General features: G+C 40.3%; 16 protein-coding genes. 6 read left to right on the top strand and 10 right to left on the bottom strand.

What is annotated here, in order from left to right; all coding sequences use genetic code 11:
- Positions 1 to 160: 160 nt before the first annotated feature.
- The 6 genes from B2R65_RS04660 to ilvY all read right to left on the bottom strand — a co-directional run bounded on the left by B2R65_RS04660 (position 161) and on the right by ilvY (position 5,569).
- On the bottom strand, positions 161 to 1,408 hold the full coding sequence (locus B2R65_RS04660; protein ID WP_286741366.1) for an ATP-binding protein: 1,248 nt from the start codon (positions 1,406 to 1,408) through the stop codon (positions 161 to 163).
- A gap of 23 nt (positions 1,409 to 1,431) precedes the next feature.
- Complete coding sequence (locus tag B2R65_RS04665; protein WP_024031826.1) at positions 1,432 to 2,124, bottom strand: response regulator; 693 nt, start codon at positions 2,122 to 2,124, stop codon at positions 1,432 to 1,434.
- 14 nt (positions 2,125 to 2,138) lie between these two features.
- Positions 2,139 to 2,507, bottom strand: coding sequence for a DUF3019 domain-containing protein (locus B2R65_RS04670; protein ID WP_036963332.1), 369 nt, complete (start codon positions 2,505 to 2,507; stop codon positions 2,139 to 2,141).
- A gap of 13 nt (positions 2,508 to 2,520) precedes the next feature.
- Entirely contained in the window at positions 2,521 to 3,330 is an 810-nt protein-coding gene (locus B2R65_RS04675; RefSeq protein ID WP_054982656.1) for a MipA/OmpV family protein, read from the bottom strand.
- A gap of 165 nt (positions 3,331 to 3,495) precedes the next feature.
- Positions 3,496 to 4,542, bottom strand: coding sequence for a GGDEF domain-containing protein (locus tag B2R65_RS04680; protein WP_004587362.1), 1,047 nt, complete (start codon positions 4,540 to 4,542; stop codon positions 3,496 to 3,498).
- A 121-nt stretch (positions 4,543 to 4,663) separates the two neighbouring features.
- Positions 4,664 to 5,569, bottom strand: a complete 906-nt coding sequence (gene ilvY / locus B2R65_RS04685) for an HTH-type transcriptional activator IlvY (RefSeq protein WP_286741368.1) — start codon at positions 5,567 to 5,569, stop codon at positions 4,664 to 4,666.
- Between the two features lie 139 nt (positions 5,570 to 5,708).
- Here ilvY and ilvC point away from each other — a divergent pair, with 139 nt between their 5' ends.
- From ilvC to B2R65_RS04700, 3 genes are all read left to right on the top strand, one after another.
- The gene (gene ilvC / locus B2R65_RS04690; protein WP_029773436.1) at positions 5,709 to 7,181 is read left to right on the top strand and encodes a ketol-acid reductoisomerase; all 1,473 of its coding nucleotides are present in this window, start codon (positions 5,709 to 5,711) and stop codon (positions 7,179 to 7,181) included.
- 164 nt (positions 7,182 to 7,345) lie between these two features.
- Positions 7,346 to 9,265 carry a methyl-accepting chemotaxis protein gene (locus tag B2R65_RS04695; protein ID WP_024031820.1) on the top strand — a complete coding sequence of 640 codons (1,920 nt, stop codon included), beginning with the start codon at positions 7,346 to 7,348 and terminating at the stop codon, positions 9,263 to 9,265.
- 79 nt (positions 9,266 to 9,344) lie between these two features.
- Positions 9,345 to 10,523 (top strand): tetratricopeptide repeat protein, encoded by a 1,179-nt coding sequence (locus B2R65_RS04700; protein ID WP_286741371.1) that lies wholly within the window; start codon positions 9,345 to 9,347, stop codon positions 10,521 to 10,523.
- Here the strand turns inward: B2R65_RS04700 and B2R65_RS04705 are convergent.
- Positions 10,509 to 10,823: a GIY-YIG nuclease family protein gene (locus B2R65_RS04705; protein ID WP_004587367.1), complete on the bottom strand. Its 315-nt coding sequence runs from the start codon at positions 10,821 to 10,823 to the stop codon at positions 10,509 to 10,511. The genes B2R65_RS04700 and B2R65_RS04705 overlap by 15 nt on opposite strands.
- 107 nt (positions 10,824 to 10,930) lie before the next feature.
- Here B2R65_RS04705 and B2R65_RS04710 point away from each other — a divergent pair, with 107 nt between their 5' ends.
- Positions 10,931 to 11,290 (top strand): outer membrane protein assembly factor BamE, encoded by a 360-nt coding sequence (locus B2R65_RS04710; protein WP_004587368.1) that lies wholly within the window; start codon positions 10,931 to 10,933, stop codon positions 11,288 to 11,290.
- Positions 11,291 to 11,354: 64 nt separating this feature from the next.
- On the opposite strand, the gene B2R65_RS04715 is transcribed toward B2R65_RS04710, so the two are convergent.
- On the bottom strand, positions 11,355 to 11,672 hold the full coding sequence (locus tag B2R65_RS04715) for an RnfH family protein (protein ID WP_029773434.1): 318 nt from the start codon (positions 11,670 to 11,672) through the stop codon (positions 11,355 to 11,357).
- On the bottom strand, positions 11,672 to 12,109 hold the full coding sequence (locus B2R65_RS04720) for a type II toxin-antitoxin system RatA family toxin (RefSeq protein WP_055253005.1): 438 nt from the start codon (positions 12,107 to 12,109) through the stop codon (positions 11,672 to 11,674). Before B2R65_RS04720 ends, B2R65_RS04715 begins: the two co-directional genes overlap by 1 nt.
- A 145-nt stretch (positions 12,110 to 12,254) precedes the next feature.
- Between B2R65_RS04720 and smpB the strand changes: the two genes are divergently transcribed.
- Together smpB and B2R65_RS04730 are read left to right on the top strand one after the other, a co-directional pair.
- The gene (gene smpB / locus B2R65_RS04725; protein ID WP_004587371.1) at positions 12,255 to 12,734 is read left to right on the top strand and encodes an SsrA-binding protein SmpB; all 480 of its coding nucleotides are present in this window, start codon (positions 12,255 to 12,257) and stop codon (positions 12,732 to 12,734) included.
- A 378-nt stretch (positions 12,735 to 13,112) separates the two neighbouring features.
- Entirely contained in the window at positions 13,113 to 15,704 is a 2,592-nt protein-coding gene (locus B2R65_RS04730; RefSeq protein WP_024031815.1) for a TonB-dependent receptor, read from the top strand.
- 88 nt (positions 15,705 to 15,792) lie between these two features.
- Here B2R65_RS04730 and B2R65_RS04735 read toward each other — a convergent pair whose 3' ends face one another.
- On the bottom strand, positions 15,793 to 16,398 hold the full coding sequence (locus tag B2R65_RS04735; RefSeq protein WP_004587374.1) for a peroxiredoxin: 606 nt from the start codon (positions 16,396 to 16,398) through the stop codon (positions 15,793 to 15,795).
- Positions 16,399 to 16,500 lie beyond the last annotated feature (102 nt).

The raw sequence follows: 16,500 nt of genomic DNA on the forward strand, positions 1-16,500 counted from the left end.
GAGGATGGAAAAACGTGTTGATAGCTAGGCAAAAAATTTGCTATTTAGTTGTTCTCGGCAATTGCTCCTGCATTGCTCTACCTTCTGCATCCATGCAGTCGTAAATGGGAATTTTTTAACGTAGCTAGCGACACATTTGGCCCCACAAAATGATTAAGTATTATTGTGGATTGGTATTAGGTAAGGTAACTATAAACTTAGCGCCACCAAGCGATGAGTCAATGATTGAATAGTGCCCTTTATGCCACGATACAATTTTTGCCACTATTGCTAAGCCTAAACCAAAGCCCCCTGTGCTTTTATCACGGCTTTTATCTAAACGAGTAAAAGGTTTAAATACGCTTTCTCTGTCGCTTTTTAAAATACCTTCTCCGTCATCTTCCACAATAAAGTAAATTGCATCACCCTGCGCTTTGAGTGTGACATCAACACGACTAACAGCGTACTTTAACGCATTGCCCACTAGGTTTTGCATTACACGCGCAATAAAGTGCGCATCACACTTGTACACTAAAGCCTGTGGTAACACCGCATTAAACTCTATGCCGCTTGCAAAATTTAGCTTATTAATGACCGATTGTGTCAAAGCAGCCAAATCAACGTCGCTTCTAGCTAAGCTTGGTTGCTGCGAATCAAGCCGAGCATATTCAAGCATTTCACACACAAGCGCTTCAAGTTCGCTTATATCTGCCTGCATATTAGTTAGGTAATGTTGCCCTTTTTCCGATTGCAGTGTTTCTTCTAACATGGCTATACCAAATTTTAATCGTGCAAGGGGCGTTCTAAATTCATGAGATACAGAGGAGGTCAGTTCTTGTTGCGCACTAAGAAGATGCTCTATGCGCTGCTGCATTACTTTTAGAGTATCAGTAACGGGTAAAAAAAACGATTTAGAAGGACTGCTTAAGTTAAAGTCTTGCGAGCCATCTACCGCTTCGCACGCATGGCTTAATTTAGAAAAATCACGCCATAGTAAAAAGCTCCACAGCCCCACAGGTAACCCTACAATAGCCAGTAACATTAAATACGGAATAACAGAGCTTTCAGGTGCTTTTATAACGCCTACAGGACCAATTTGAAGTAGTTTGTTATCACCAAGCTCAACATACCACACTATGCGCTGCTTTTTATCATACAGATACAGGTAATGGTTTTTATCTAATGAGGCTTGCTCCTTAAGGGGTAAAATAAGATCTTTGCGGGCAATAACTTGGCTTTCAAAGCTGTGTTTTAGCTTATCTAGACCATCATCGGTTTGCGATAATAACCAAAGTGCTTGGCCAAACTCATCATCTAACAGCACTTGCTGCTGCGTCTCTTCGTAAGGCCAAATTTGTTCTATAACACCACTAACAATAAATAAAGAAACAATGATATAAACATATAAACTTATAAATAGTTTGCCCATTATTCCTTATTTACCTTCATATATTATTTTTCCCAGGCGTCTGATACAAACAAGTAACCTTGCCCCCACACGGTTTTTATACGGTAAGGTTTATCGCTGTTATCACCTAGCTTTTTACGAATTCGTGACACGCGTACATCAACGGTACGGTCAAGCCCATCGTATTGACGACCAATCATATGTTGATGAACATGTTCACGGCTTAGTACTTCGCCTGCATTTGAGGCAAGTAGCCATAGTAGCTCAAACTCATGGGATGTAAGTACTATTTCGTTTTCGTTTAATTTAACAATTCGGCTGGTTTTATCAATGACTAAATCACCAAACTGAATCTCTTCTGCGGCCTTAACCACGGGTTGCCCGCGACGCAGTAATGCATTTACACGCGCCAGTAAAACACGCGGTTCTGCAGGTTTTACCACATAGTCATCTGCGCCAAGCTCTAAGCCAATCACCTGATCAAAGTCTTCACCTTTTGCAGTAAGCATTAAAATTGGCAACGAAAACTTATCACGTACTTGTCGACATACGCTAAAGCCATCTTTACCTGGCAGCATAATATCTAAAATCATTAAATCAGCAGCGTTATTCTCAAGATAACTAAATACTTCATCACCACGGCTTAATACGTCTACTTCTAAGCCATTATGTTCAAGATAATCTTTTGTTAGTTGCTGTAAACCTAGGTCATCTTCAACAAGTAAAATTTTTGGCATGAGTTGCTCCTAAATTAAAAATAGCTCCATGGAGAGCGAAGCCTGCGCCTACTTTTTTTAGCATCAGCACTTTGCACTTCAACGTGTGTTTTAGCAATTAACACACCGGTATGAGGATTGATTAAGGAGTATATGGTCTCTACCTGAACACGCGCTTTATACTCAAACTCACCAACAGCCTGCTGTTGCCAGCATTTAATCAGTTTGTTTTGTTGGTACAGGCATGCATCGCTTGGCGATGGTTGCTGCCAATTAAACTTTAAATCGAGATCGCAAAACGCTTGCTGCTCAGACACAACACACACTTTGGGAGAGACCTTTAAAGACGCATTTTGCGCTACAACGGGAGGGCTAAACAGAAAAACTGTAAGCACAATCAACATTAAATACTTCATATTAAAAAGTATGATCGAATCCTATAAAAGCAGTCATTGAATAGTTACGTTCAAAAAGCGGACTGCCATCCATAGCTGAATAGTCGTAATATGCTACATGAAAACGAAGACTGTTAGCCTCACTCAATGGCCAACTGGCGTCGATTTTAGCATAAGGTTGCCAGCTACTACCAACGTCAATTTTACCTAATGAGGTTTCGTGTGCTTTTAAACCATAATAGTAGCTGTTTAATTCAGCTGATTTATAGTTAACCCCAAGCGTTGGCTTTAACTTTAAACGCCCTACTTCACTGTGGTACTGCCATTGTATAGCGCCTCGAGTACCGTTATAAACATTACTTATATCGTGTAATAACTGTATCGATAGCACATGGTTTTGCTGCACATAATGATAGCTGCCCCCGGCATCTAGGGCTAAATGGCGATTATCAATATTATCGATATTTATTTTTTTAGGCTGGGGATTATTTTGCGCCAATGCAGAAGCACCTGCGGTTGCTGGTAAAACAAAAAGGTTATTAGGATGCCAATCAATAAAAAAGCGTGACTCTGCGTTCAGTTCTGAAACGATATTAAAATGATGCTTTTGATTTTCTTTAAGTGTGTAGCCAAGGCGACCATTATCGAAAAACCAACGCTCACCATAAAAAGCAATTCGCGGGATCACAGGGAGCGGGACGTTTTTTCCGCCATGCAGAGGGTTGGTAATAACACCCGCGCCGACACTTAGATTTACATGCCACTTCTTAACAGTAATATGTTGCTGCGCATACTCTTGTTCGTTGTAGGCCTGCGAAGCTGTGCTAGGCACGCAAATAAGACACACCACAAAGCAAAAAATGTAAATAAAAGTATTGAGCCGCATTAACCTAATCTAAATGAGTAAAATAAGTAAGTGACCCATACTAGCAAGGTAAGCACAAAAGTGCGCCACCTGGTTACAATCATTCACAATTTTTATACATGCGTATCACATTTAAATATCAGGGGCTATTTCAATACGGTTGCGACCATGTGTTTTAGCTATATATAAAGCACGGTCGGCGCGCTCAATAAGTACCGAACCTTTCGTGAATGGACGTAAAATAGCGAGCCCAAAACTTGCAGAAATTGCACGTTTAGAATTTACATCGTCTTTTTTACGGATAGTTAATGAGGCAATATCTAAACGAATTTTATCAGCAAACACCATAATCTCGTTGATGCTGTCAAAATACCCGGTAATACAAAACTCCTCACCACCATAGCGGTAAACATTCAGGCTATCGGAAATATTTTGCGAAACTTTTTTGGCTACTAATTTAAGTACTTCATCGCCTTTTTGATGACCAAAATCGTCGTTAAAACGTTTAAAGTGATCAATATCAAACATGATTAGTACCGCCAATACGCTCTCGTCAGCTTGCTCTGAATAGGTTTGACAAAACTGCTGAATATCATCATCAAACTTTCTTCTATTAAAAAAGCCTGTCAGGGGGTCTGTATCAGCTGCTTCTTGAGAAAGGTTAAGTGCTTCTTTTAAATCTTTAATTTCGTTATAGGCTACCGCAAGCTTAGTTTGAAATTCTCGCGCATAGTCTTGCATAGCCACCGACTCGTCGGTTAAGCGTTCAACACAACCGAGTATTTCGTTAAACGAATTTACATTAGCTAAACTTGCCAACTCATTTTGAGAATCTACCAACGACGTGGTAAAGCTTTTAGAATGATCGAGGGTAACGCTTATATCATGCTGTACTTGCTCCATAGTGCCATGGAAGCGATCTGCCATTTCTTGAAAAAACACTAAGTCATCTTCGCTTAAATGCTTATCAAAAATTTCTTTTGCTTTATTTTGAGTACATGTTTGTTGCTCAGCAATGACGTGATCAAGCTCAGCATTTAATGCTGGCTTACTGCCTTGCACATAGCAATACCAAATAGCGTAATTGATAGGCGTTACCGGCATTCGGTATTTTACCATCAGAGGAATTGCTTTTTTTAAACATTGAGCAGAATGAGCGAGCGATACAGCATGATCCATAATTATTATAAACTCTCGTGCGTCATTATTTTTTATTATTAAGCTTTCATGTTAAGTAATAGTAAACTCATACGCAACTGTTAATCATACTATTTACTGAATTATATTAATCGTTAAAAGCTTAAATAACATTTGCGCCTAAAGTTTGTGCAATATTCCATAATGCACTGATTGCAGGGTCGTTAAGTTCTTTTTTTAGCACCGCCAAACCAATATCAAACCCTTCTGGCTGGTAATTTTCACTGGGCAGTACGTGTACCTTGTCTTGTAGCGGACTATTATCTAGCACTATTTTGGGAACCATGGCGACACCTAATCCTAGGCTCACCATAGACACCATAGCTTCGTGCCCTGCTACTTGTGCATAAATTTTTCCATGCACATTATTTTTCCGCCACCACTGCTCTAACCGCTGCCTAGAAAAACCTTGCTCAGGTACAATAAACTCCAGTTCTGACCAATCGATATGTGGGGCGTTTTTCGCTATTTTTTCGCTGATCGGGCATTGAATTTTAGGGCCAATAAGAACCAGTGGAGAGTGGCCTATATTAACAAAAGCAATTTGGGCAGGCAGTTTACTTGGCCGTGCAGCAATAGCCATTGATTCATGGGCATCCAGTACTCGGTTTATTGCCAACGCCGGATCGCCGGTATTTAGCGTTATTTCTATATGCTGATGCTGCGCGCGGAGCTGTTCTAATATTTGATGCAAAAAACTATACGAGGCGGTGACTGAGCAATAAATACTCACATTACCGTAAATATGCTGGGTTGGGTCTTTCACATTCGCTTTAAAGCGCTGCCAATTAGCCAGTGTAGAGGTGGCGTAATCAATAAACGACTCCCCTTCTTTAGTTAATTTTACACTTCGGTTATCGCGTATAAATAAAGCAACGCCGACCTCGTCTTCAAGCTGCTTAATATTACGACTTAAAGTAGGTGCACTTATATGGCACAGCTCGCTCGCCCTGGCAAAATGGAGCGTTTTAGCTAACGCTAAAAAGTAATTTAAATGCTTATGTTCCATTACACGCCTCTACGTTTCATTTTTTGAAATACTTTAGTGCAAATATATCATTTTACGCAAGCAAAGTTTTTTTTTATGGTGTGTTTAAGCAAAGCAAATACGCTTTGCATCTAACAAACACGAATTATAGGACACTAACATGGCGAATTATTTTAATACCTTACCTTTACGCGAGCAGTTAGCTCAATTAGCGCAATGTGAATTTATGGACCCAAGTGAATTTACCGATGGTGTTGATGCACTTAAAGGTAAAAAGCTGGTTATTGTTGGCTGTGGCGCACAAGGTCTTAACCAAGGTTTAAACTTACGTGACTCAGGTCTAGATGTATCATACACGTTACGTCAATCAGCAATTGATGAGCGTCGTCAGTCATACCTAAATGCATCTGAAAACGGTTTTACTGTAGGCACGTACGAAGAGCTAATTCCGAGCGCTGACGTAGTATTAAACCTAACACCTGATAAGCAACATACGGCCGTTGTAACTGCCATTATGCCTTTAATGAAACAAGGCTCTACACTTGCTTACTCGCACGGTTTTAATATTGTTGAAGAGGGCATGCAAATTCGTGAAGACATTACGGTAATCATGGTTGCTCCTAAGTGTCCTGGCTCTGAAGTGCGTGAAGAATACAAACGCGGCTTTGGTGTACCTACTCTTATTGCTGTTCACCCAGAAAACGACCCACAAGGTCACGGCTTAGCACAAGCTAAAGCCTACGCTGCGGGTACCGGTGGTCATCGTGCCGGTGTACTTAAGTCATCGTTTATCGCTGAAGTTAAATCAGACTTAATGGGCGAGCAAACAATTCTTTGTGGCATGTTACAAACCGGTTCAATTTTATGTTTTGATAAAATGATTGAGAAAGGCATTGATGCGGGTTACGCATCAAAACTAATTCAATACGGCTGGGAAGTAATTACCGAAGCCCTTAAATACGGCGGCGTTACTAACATGCTTGACCGTTTATCAAACCCTGCAAAAGTAAAAGCGTTTGAACTAAGCGAAGAACTTAAAGTTATTATGCGCCCGCTTTATAACAAGCACCAAGATGACATTATCGACGGTACTTTCTCACGCGTAATGATGGAAGATTGGGCAAACGACGATGCAAACTTACTAAAATGGCGTGCAGAAACTGCCGAAACTAACTTTGAAAAAACCCCTGCTGGTGATGTAGAAATCTCTGAGCAAGAGTTTTTCGATAACGGTATTTTAATGGTTGCTATGGTTAAAGCGGGCGTTGAGCTTGCATTTGAAACCATGACTGCAGCAGGTATTATTGACGAGTCGGCTTATTATGAGTCTTTACACGAAACACCGTTAATTGCCAACACAATAGCACGTAAAAAGTTATTCGAAATGAACCGTACTATTTCTGATACTGCAGAATACGGCTGTTACTTATACAACCATGCGTGTTTACCATTATTGGCCGATTTTATGAAAAACATCGACACCGATGTTATTGGTAAAGGCTTAAATGAGCAAAGTAACCAAGTAGATAACCAAACACTGATTCAAATTAACACTGCACTACGTGAGCACCCTGTTGAAATTGTTGGCGCTAGACTACGCGGCTACATGTCAGCTATGAAGAAAATTGTATAACTAGTTTCGCTTGTTAGAAACCAAGCCCACATGCATACGCTGTGGGCTTTTTCGTGCTAGTAATAATAAAAAGCGAGTATACCCTTTTAGATATATTGCAATAATTAGCGCTTAATTAATAATGTGCTAACATGGCTATCTACCTAGTTGTAAAGTTAAATAATATGACGATAAAAAACCTAACTATCACTCAAAAAATCACCATTTTAGGCAGTACCATTGCAATCTGTGTCGCTGCATTAATTGGTTTAACGTCTTTATATAGCTCTGAAGATATTATAGAACGACGTATGATTGAATCTGAGCTACCCAGCAAATTACACAGTATTAGTAATCAAATTGGTGGCGAAATAAACGAACTACTAGGTGCTGCACAGCAACTATCATCAAATGAATTTATCTTAGAGTGGGCGCGCTCAAATAACCAAGACGACACACTACTGCTTAAAGAATTAAACCGCGTAGCAAAGCAGTTTGATTTAGCAACGGCGTCGTGGGCTAACCGTGATACAGCACAATATTGGAACCAACACGGATTTTTACGCGTGCTTAAAAACGACGCGGCTGATGGGTGGTTTTTTGGCTTTACCAACTCAAATAATCCGTACTCAATCAGTATTTATCAAGAATCCCCGACTGATGTAAAAATGTTTGTAAATCATCAACAAACAAATGGGCTTGGATTAGCGGGGCTTGCAAAAAGCATCACCGACATGCAAAAGCTATTACAACAATTTAAAATTGAGCAAACTGGCTTTGTGTTTATTGCAGATAAAAGCGGCTTAATTCAGTTACATAAAGATGCAAATAAAGTGGCTAAAGTAAACATAGACACACTTTATGGCAGTAATGTTCATAGTACTTTGTATAACCCTTCTGGTTTTGCAATTACAGAATTATCACTTAATAACGAAGCCACATTTTTAGCAGCCATGCCAATAGCCAATACCGACTTATACGTATTAGCCCAAGTACCTAAAAGTGAGGTGTTTGCGACAGTAGGTACATTGGAGTGGCAAATATTTACCTTTACGCTAGTGATAGCCCTCGTTGCTAGCATGCTAAGTTACTTGTTAGCACGCTCTTTAGCGTCACCGCTTTCGGATATGGCCGAGCTGTTCTCACGTTTAGGATCAGGCGATGCTAATTTAGCGTACCGTTTGCCAGAGTCTAATCAGCCAGAACTAAACAATTTAAGCCATGGCTTTAACCAGTTTATTCATAAAATTGAAACTGCCATCAAGCAAGTTGCCAACGAAAGTACAGAAATACGCCAAAGTTCTAATCATGTATTTGAACAAGCAAAAAACAACTCGCAGTCTATTGATAATCAAAAAGAGCAAACCATTTCGGTTGCTGCAGCCATTAACGAAATGGGCGCAACTGTACAAGAAATAGCACAAAGTGCGGCTAATGCAGCTAAGTTAACGCAAAGCAGTCAAGAAAACACCAGCCAAAGCCATCAGCAAGTACTGCAAAGCCAAGCTACAATTTCAGCGCTTGCCACTGATATTGACGGCATTACCGAGCAAGTAACACTGCTTTCTAAAAAAACAATTGATATAGCGAGTATTGTTGACTCTATTCGCGGCATTTCAGAGCAAACTAATTTACTGGCCTTAAACGCAGCCATCGAATCGGCACGGGCTGGTGAGCATGGTAGAGGCTTTGCAGTGGTAGCCGATGAAGTACGCGCGCTTGCTAATCGTACCTCGCAATCAACCACCGAAATTCAGTCAATGATTGAAGAGCTAACCACTATTTCTGAAGATGTAGTAAACGATATTAGTCAATCTAAGCAAAAAGCCCAACAAAGCGTAGGCGCAATGCAAAGCTCTGTTGAATTGCTTGATGCGATAAGCGAAACAGCAAATCAAATAAACGACATGGCTACCTTAATTGCCACCGCAACTGAGCAGCAAAGTAACGTGGTTGCTGATGTAGGACGTAATATTGAGCAAATAAGTGAAATTAGTGACCGTGCTATGAATGAGCAAATAAACACCGAGCAAGCAATTCGCGATTTAGCAAATAGCGCTCAAGCGCTTGATGCACTCGTAGCCACCTTTGAAAAACACCACTAAACACGTTTTGTAACACTTTAATAAACCACCTGCGCATATTGCATCTACACTTATAGATGTAATATGTTGGAGGTGGTTTATGAACATATCTTGTTTTAACGCATTATTACTAAGTAGCTGCTTATATTTAAGCGCATGTAACACCACGGTGCGTGAACCACCACCGCTTGCCCTTGCAAACCATCCAACATTTAACCGTATTAACGTTGAAACCGAGCAAGACATATTTAAGCTCGACAAAACAATCACTTCCCAACTTGATGCCCACTTAACCAGTAAGCGCAGCGCGCATTACTTAGCGAACAGTATTTTAAGTTTTTTATTAAAAAACGGCGATAACTCGTTAACCTATCAAAGTGGCGCCACATTGAGTGCATCGCAAACCTACGCTAATTTAAATGCTAATTGCCTGTCGTTATCGATATTAGCGTATAGCTTAGCCGATTATTTAGGTATAAAAGCGCGCTTTCAAAAAGTCCATATTCCTGAATATTGGGCAATGAATAAAGGGGTTAATTTACTGACAGGGCATATTAATTTATCAATTGACAATGCGCTTATGCAAACAATACCAGCCACAATGGTTTATCAACGTGATAAACAGTTAACCATAGACTTCGACCCAAATATAAGAAAACAACGCTTTAAAACCAGCCCAATAAGCAAAAAGTTTGTTACAGCTATGTTTTATAACAATAAAGGCGCTCTGGCTTTAGTAAATAAAAATTATAATTTAGCTTATAGCTACTTTAGTGCCGCCGTTGAAGCCGCCCCATTATACAGTGGTGGCTGGGGAAATTTAGGTATTGTATTTAGGCAGCTTAATTATTTAAAAGAAGCTGAACAGGCATATAACTATGCATTATTGCTTGATAAAAATAACCATACTGCCATAGGTAATCTCGCTGTGCTGTACACCTTAAGTAACCGCGCTAAACAAGGTCAGCAAATGCTAAAACAGCTCAATAAAAAGCGCCAAGCTAACCCGTATTACCATATATCATTAGGTAATAGTGAACTGGTACTTAAAAATTACTCTCAAGCGATTAAGCATTTTAAAAGCGCTTATAAAATTGACGCTAAGTTACACGAAAGCCACTTTGGCCTTGCGCGAGCATATTATTTTACCGGCAATATAAAGCAGGCAACACATTATATGCGTTTAGCGGGTATAAACGCCGAGTTTAACTATGACAAAGCCCGCTATCGTAATAAATTAAAAGCATTAAAAAATGCCACAGCTTCACTTAGTCATTAGCTGTTGTACGTAGTGCTCTTTTTGGGCCCTACTTAATTTTTTAATTTGCCACTCTAACTTGCTGGCTTCGCTTTTTGAGCCCACCTTTTGTTGATGAATTAAAACTAAAGGGCCTTTGCCTTTTAAGTTTTTTGCGCCTTTACCCGCTTGATGCGTGGCTAAGCGCTTATCAACATTGGTTGTTATACCTGTATACCAGTGGCCTAAACGCGTTTGCACTATATACAAATACCACGTTGAGGGTACTTTGTGTGCTTTGCTTATATTTATACTTAAACTTTTTTGTGTGTTTGTGGTCAAAACGTTGCCCTAACCCTCGTAACTAAAAACAATTTCTTAAAAGGGTTTTACCTTCAGTGACTAATCGGTATCATGCAGATTATAAAAAATAAGGATCACAACTAACAATGCAGTCGTTAAAAACTTTTTCTCTTTGGCTTATCGTTGCTCTCACATTCAGCTCTTTAGCAGGTTGTTCTAGCTGGGTATATAGAATCAATATCCCACAGGGTAACTTTTTAGAGCAATCAGATGTAGATAAGCTTCGTGTAAACATGACACGAGAGCAAGTTATTTATGTATTAGGTCGTCCAATAGCAGAAGATGCGTTTGATAATAGTACCTGGCGTTATGTGTACAGCTTTAACAAAGGCCGCGATAATGAGCAGCATAAAGAGTTGCTGGTTAAATTTGAAAATGATCAACTAGTTGCTGTTTCGGGTGATTATGATCAACCAGAAAACTTTGATACTCCGCTAGAGCAGTAAACGCTTTAGTTATTAAAAAAAGGTGAGCATGGCTCACCTTTTTTATTTACTACATTAATAACCTTTATAAAGGACGCCCACCGGTAACTTTATTTGCTCGACCTTCCTCTTTTGCTTTTTCAGCACGCTTTCTTCGAGCATCTTTAGGGTCTGCAATTAGTGGACGATAAATTTCTATTCTGTCGCCATCTTTTAATTCGTAATGCGCTTTTACTGTTCTATTCCATACACCTAAAGTAAGCGCAGTTGGGTCTATTTCAGGGCACTTTTCAATGATCCCCGATTGAATAACAGCTTGTTCGGCTGTGGTTCCTTGCGCTACTTCCACCGTTAATGTGGTTGCTTTAGTCGGTAATGCAAAAACTATCTCAACGCTAATCATTATCTTGCTCCGTATACATCTTTTGCACGTTGCGTGAATGCACTAACCATATTTTTAGCTACATCATTAAAAATTTTACCAAACGCCAATTCTATAAGCTTGCTAGAGAATTCAAATTCAAGCTTAAGCTCAACTTTACAGGCTTTTTTATCTAACGCTTGAAAATGCCAACGCCCTTTAAGAGTTTTAAATGGGCCATCAACCAGCCTTAATTGCACGGTTTGCTCGTCAATAAAGGTGTTTTCAGTGGTAAACCACTTTTTTATACCCGCCTTGGATATTTCTAAACTCGCGGTCATGTTATTATTGTGCTGCGAAACGATTTTAGAGTCTGAGCAATTAGGTAAAAACTGCGGATAAGCTTCTACATCATTAACTAGGTCAAACATCTCTTTAGTGCTGTACATAACCAGCGCACTTTTTTCTATTTGTGGCATACTCACTCCCAACTGTGTGGGCGAATTTTAGCAAGCTTTGCGCGTTTCCCCAAATTTTCATGGTCTTAAGTTCACCAGATTATTTTAAAGGCACATATAAAAAATCGATGTAAAACATCTCTTAATACGTATATTATAGGGCACTATGGCTAAGAACAAATCATCAAAATCGAACAGTAATACCATCGCGCTTAACAAAAAAGCGCGTCATGAGTATTTTTTACACGACAAGTTTGAAGCAGGTGTTGAACTACAGGGCTGGGAAGTAAAAAGTATCCGAGCTGGTAAGGTAAACATCTCAGAAACTTATATTCATCTTAAAAATGGCGAAGCTTTTTTATTAGGCAGTCAAATTCAGCCTTTAAATAGCGCCTCGACTCATGTTATTTGCGATCCAATGCGATACCGTAAACTGTTATTAAGCCGCAAAGAGCTTGATAGATTAGTCGGTGCCACTGAACGAGATGGCTACTCACTTGTTGCCACTGCCATGTATTGGAAAAAATGTTGGGTGAAACTTGAATTTCACTTAGCAAAAGGTAAAAAAATGCATGACAAACGTGAAGACGGCAAAAATAAAGATTGGTCGCGTGAGAAAGAACGCCTCATGAAACATAAAGTATAAACACAACGCCTAATTTATTTAGGCGTTTTTTTTAATTTCTCACCGGTTAAATTTAAAACAACCTGATCAAATTCCCCTCAGCTTTATTTAATTCATCCCTGTGCATGATATAAATAAATTATTACACTTTATTTATTTTTTTAATTTCTTTAGATGCCTACCCATTTTAGTGCGCAAATTTTATGGTACAAAGCGAGTAATTTAGCCTTGTCTATCCTTTTTCGTTGTTTCTATTATTGAATATTTTTCCCTCAACACTCTACAAAAACTCATACTAAAATCGCAAAGGGTGTAGATTGATAACACTTAAGTTACATGGTATTAATGTCAGCGCTTGTTAAGCAACTAAATTTATAACATATCAACAAGGACTTAAGGATGAAGCAATCAATTGCATTTACACCTAGCATAATTGCAGGTGCTACAATCGCACTTTCAGCAGGGTTTACAACAACAGCTTATGCTGCTGAAGAAGCAAAAAAAGTAGAACGCATTGAAGTAACAGGTTCGCGCATAAAACGCACCGATATCGAAGGGCCTTCGCCAGTACAATCTATTGGCAGAGCAGATATCGAAAACATGGGTTACGATAACCTTCAACAACTCCTCGAAAGAATGCCTGTGGCAGGCAGCGGTACTTTCTCAACACGCGGCAACAACCAAGATTCAACTGCAAATGGATCTGCCGCGGTCAGCCTACGTGGTTTAGGTGCTGATGCTACATTGGTACTAATCAACGGCCGCCGTGTGGCTATTAGTGCCTTTGCCGAAGGTATAACAAACTCATTTGTCGATATTAATAGTATTCCGGTATCGGCGATTGAACGCATTGATATTTTAAAAGATGGCGCATCAGCAATTTATGGCTCTGATGCAGTAGCGGGCGTAGTCAACGTTATTTTGAAAAAAGACATAGATGGCGTTGAACTAAACTTAGGCTACGGCGGTACCGATGGCCCTAATTACGAAGAAACAACAGCAAGTTTAGTATGGGGTACAACTAGCGAAAAAAGCAGTGCCTCAATTATTATTGATTACTTTAAAAACACCTCGCTTTCGTCAGATGAAATGGGCAGCTTAGGCACCGCTAATCAATCGCCTTATGGCGGCGAAGACTTTCGCTCTTCTCGTGGCTTTCCAGGCTACTTTTATGTTGATGGTGTAAAAACAATTGACCCAGATTGCCCTGCAGAAAACGCCACATCAAGCGGCAGTTGTTTATTTGATTACGGCCCATTTGGCTACATCGCCCCTGAGTCTGAGCGCGTAGGTGCTATTTCTCAATTTGAATACAATTTTGATAATGGTATTACCGGCTTTTTAGAAATGGCAGTGCAGCATAATACCTCAGTTGCAGCCGGTGCCCCTACCCCACTTGATGAAGATGCAGGTTTAACAGTACCTGCTAGCCACCCTAACAACCCGTTTGGTGAAGATATTCAAATTGGCCGTTACCGTACGGTTGATGCGGGCGCTCGCCAATGGGATATTGAATCAGACACGCTTCGCTTTGTAGCTGGCCTAAGAGGCGAAATTAACGAATGGAGCTGGGAAGCTGCGGTTCAAAAAGGCCGTAGTAAATCACTTCAAACAGGCGATCGCTCGCAAGGTTGGGTTCGCACCGACTTTTTACAACAAGAGATTGATGCCGGTAACTATAACCCATTTGGGGGCACGTATAACAGCCCAGAAGTTATTGACAGAATTACCACAAGCTTAGTACGCCGCGGTGAGTCTCATATGACCTCATTCGACGCTAACATCTCTGGTGAAGCATTCAGCTTTGGTGATGATGTGGTTATGATGGCCGCGGGTATTGAATACCGTGAAGAAGATGTAACCGATACACCGGATGACCAATTTCAGCGCGGTTTAATTTTTGGTACTGAGTCTGTGTCTGCTGCAGCAGAGCGCGACCAATACGCAGCCTATGTGGAATTTTCAATCCCACTTGCTGAAAACCTAGAGCTACAACTCGCTGGACGTTACGATGATTACAGCGACTTTGGTAATACAACAAACCCTAAAGTCGCTTTACGTTGGGCACCTACCGACGAAATAACCATTCGTGGTTCGTGGGCACAAGGGTTTAGAGCGCCATCGCTTGCACAAGTAGGTTTAGGTCCATCACAAGAAAGTCAGTTTTTTGTAGATACTTATCGCTGTGAAGCAACTGGCCTTGATTGTGACGCACTAGATTACAACATTGAATTTGCTGGTAACCCTGACTTAGAAGCAGAAGAGTCAGAATCATGGAACGTTGGCTTTATTTGGGCACCTTCTGCTGAGTTTGGTTTAAGCGTAGATGTGTGGAGTATTACCCAAGATAATAAAATTGATGAACAAGAATTTGGCCCAATTTATAACTCTGAGTGTAATAACCAAGATAGCACGGTGTGTGTACGCTTAGCACCTAGTGGTGGCAATAGCTTAGGCACCATTCAAAAAATATACAGCACCTTTGAAAACGTCTCTTCGCAAGAAGTGTCAGGTGTTGATTTATCAGCAAATTACAACCATTCGCTGGATGATTTAGGCTTACTTAAATTTAACTTAGAATGGGCGTACCAAAACAAGTTTGAAAAAGACGGCCGCGATTACACGGGTGAATACAATTACCCAGAGCACCGCTGGATTTTCTCTACTAACTGGGAAATTGGCCAATTTAATACCAACGTAAATATTAGCTACGTAGGCGAGTTTGAAGATACCCCAGATATAGACTTTGACGGTAATTTAGACTTTGATAGCAATACATCGCGTATGGTTGACTCGCAAGCACTGGTAGATTTACAAACATCTTACCGTGTAAGTGATGCAACTAAAGTGTCGCTTGGTGTAAATAACGTATTTGACGAAGAGCCACCATTTGCTATTGGTGATGGCGATGCCGACCTTTACGGGTATGCATCGGGTGTACACAACCCACGTGGTCGTTACTTCTACACTAAAGTAACCTTCTCGTTTTAATTTAATATAGCCCATTATTAAATGGGCTATGCTAAAAACAAAAAAACCGCCATATGGCGGTTTTTTTTATTAAAACGTAGGGGCTAAATTATAGCTCGCCTTCGTTTTCAGATAGGAACTTAGCAACACCTTCAGGGCTTGCGTCCATACCTTTTTTACCTTCTTCCCAACCAGCAGGACATACTTCGCCGTTTTCGCTGTGAAATGCTAGCGCGTCAACCATGCGGATCATTTCGTCGATGTTACGACCAAGTGGTAAGTCGTTCACTACTTGGTGACGTACGTTACCTTCCTCATCGATTAGGAAAGAGCCACGAAATGCAACGCCCGCTTCAGGGTGCTCAACGTCGTATGCTTTACAAATTTCGTGCTTAACGTCTGCAACTAGTGCGTATTGAACTTTACCAATACCGCCGTCTGCTACAGCAGTGTTACGCCATGCGTTGTGTGAGAATTGTGAATCGATAGAAACACCAATTACTTCTACGCCACGCTTTTGGAATTCTTCGTAACGCTTATCAAATGCGATAAGTTCTGAAGGACATACAAACGTGAAATCTAGTGGGTAAAAGAAGATTACTGCTTTTTTACCTTTAATTGTTTCATGAAGGTTATAGCTATCTACAATTTCACCATTACCTAGTACAGCTGCAGCGGTAAAGTCTGGTGCCTGGCGGCCTACTAATACACCCATTTTATTCTCCAAATATTTTGAGTTTGTTGTCGATTGCATACGCAATGCTGATACTTATATGGGCGCTAAAAATAAAAAAACAATAGCGCCAACACATAATTA

The organism is Pseudoalteromonas sp. UBA2102 (genome assembly GCF_002331165.1).
GTDB lineage: Bacteria > Pseudomonadota > Gammaproteobacteria > Enterobacterales > Alteromonadaceae > Pseudoalteromonas > Pseudoalteromonas atlantica.

Coding starts and splice junctions, on each gene's coding strand:
- B2R65_RS04660 (WP_286741366.1), bottom strand. CDS start 1,408: ATGGGCAAACTATTTATAAGTTTATATGTTTATATCATTGTTTCTTTA.
- B2R65_RS04665 (WP_024031826.1), bottom strand. CDS start 2,124: ATGCCAAAAATTTTACTTGTTGAAGATGACCTAGGTTTACAGCAACTA.
- B2R65_RS04670 (WP_036963332.1), bottom strand. CDS start 2,507: ATGTTGATTGTGCTTACAGTTTTTCTGTTTAGCCCTCCCGTTGTAGCG.
- B2R65_RS04680 (WP_004587362.1), bottom strand. CDS start 4,542: ATGGATCATGCTGTATCGCTCGCTCATTCTGCTCAATGTTTAAAAAAA.
- ilvY (WP_286741368.1), bottom strand. CDS start 5,569: ATGGAACATAAGCATTTAAATTACTTTTTAGCGTTAGCTAAAACGCTC.
- ilvC (WP_029773436.1), top strand. CDS start 5,709: ATGGCGAATTATTTTAATACCTTACCTTTACGCGAGCAGTTAGCTCAA.
- B2R65_RS04695 (WP_024031820.1), top strand. CDS start 7,346: ATGACGATAAAAAACCTAACTATCACTCAAAAAATCACCATTTTAGGC.
- B2R65_RS04700 (WP_286741371.1), top strand. CDS start 9,345: ATGAACATATCTTGTTTTAACGCATTATTACTAAGTAGCTGCTTATAT.
- B2R65_RS04710 (WP_004587368.1), top strand. CDS start 10,931: ATGCAGTCGTTAAAAACTTTTTCTCTTTGGCTTATCGTTGCTCTCACA.
- B2R65_RS04715 (WP_029773434.1), bottom strand. CDS start 11,672: ATGATTAGCGTTGAGATAGTTTTTGCATTACCGACTAAAGCAACCACA.
- B2R65_RS04720 (WP_055253005.1), bottom strand. CDS start 12,109: ATGCCACAAATAGAAAAAAGTGCGCTGGTTATGTACAGCACTAAAGAG.
- smpB (WP_004587371.1), top strand. CDS start 12,255: ATGGCTAAGAACAAATCATCAAAATCGAACAGTAATACCATCGCGCTT.
- B2R65_RS04730 (WP_024031815.1), top strand. CDS start 13,113: ATGAAGCAATCAATTGCATTTACACCTAGCATAATTGCAGGTGCTACA.
- B2R65_RS04735 (WP_004587374.1), bottom strand. CDS start 16,398: ATGGGTGTATTAGTAGGCCGCCAGGCACCAGACTTTACCGCTGCAGCT.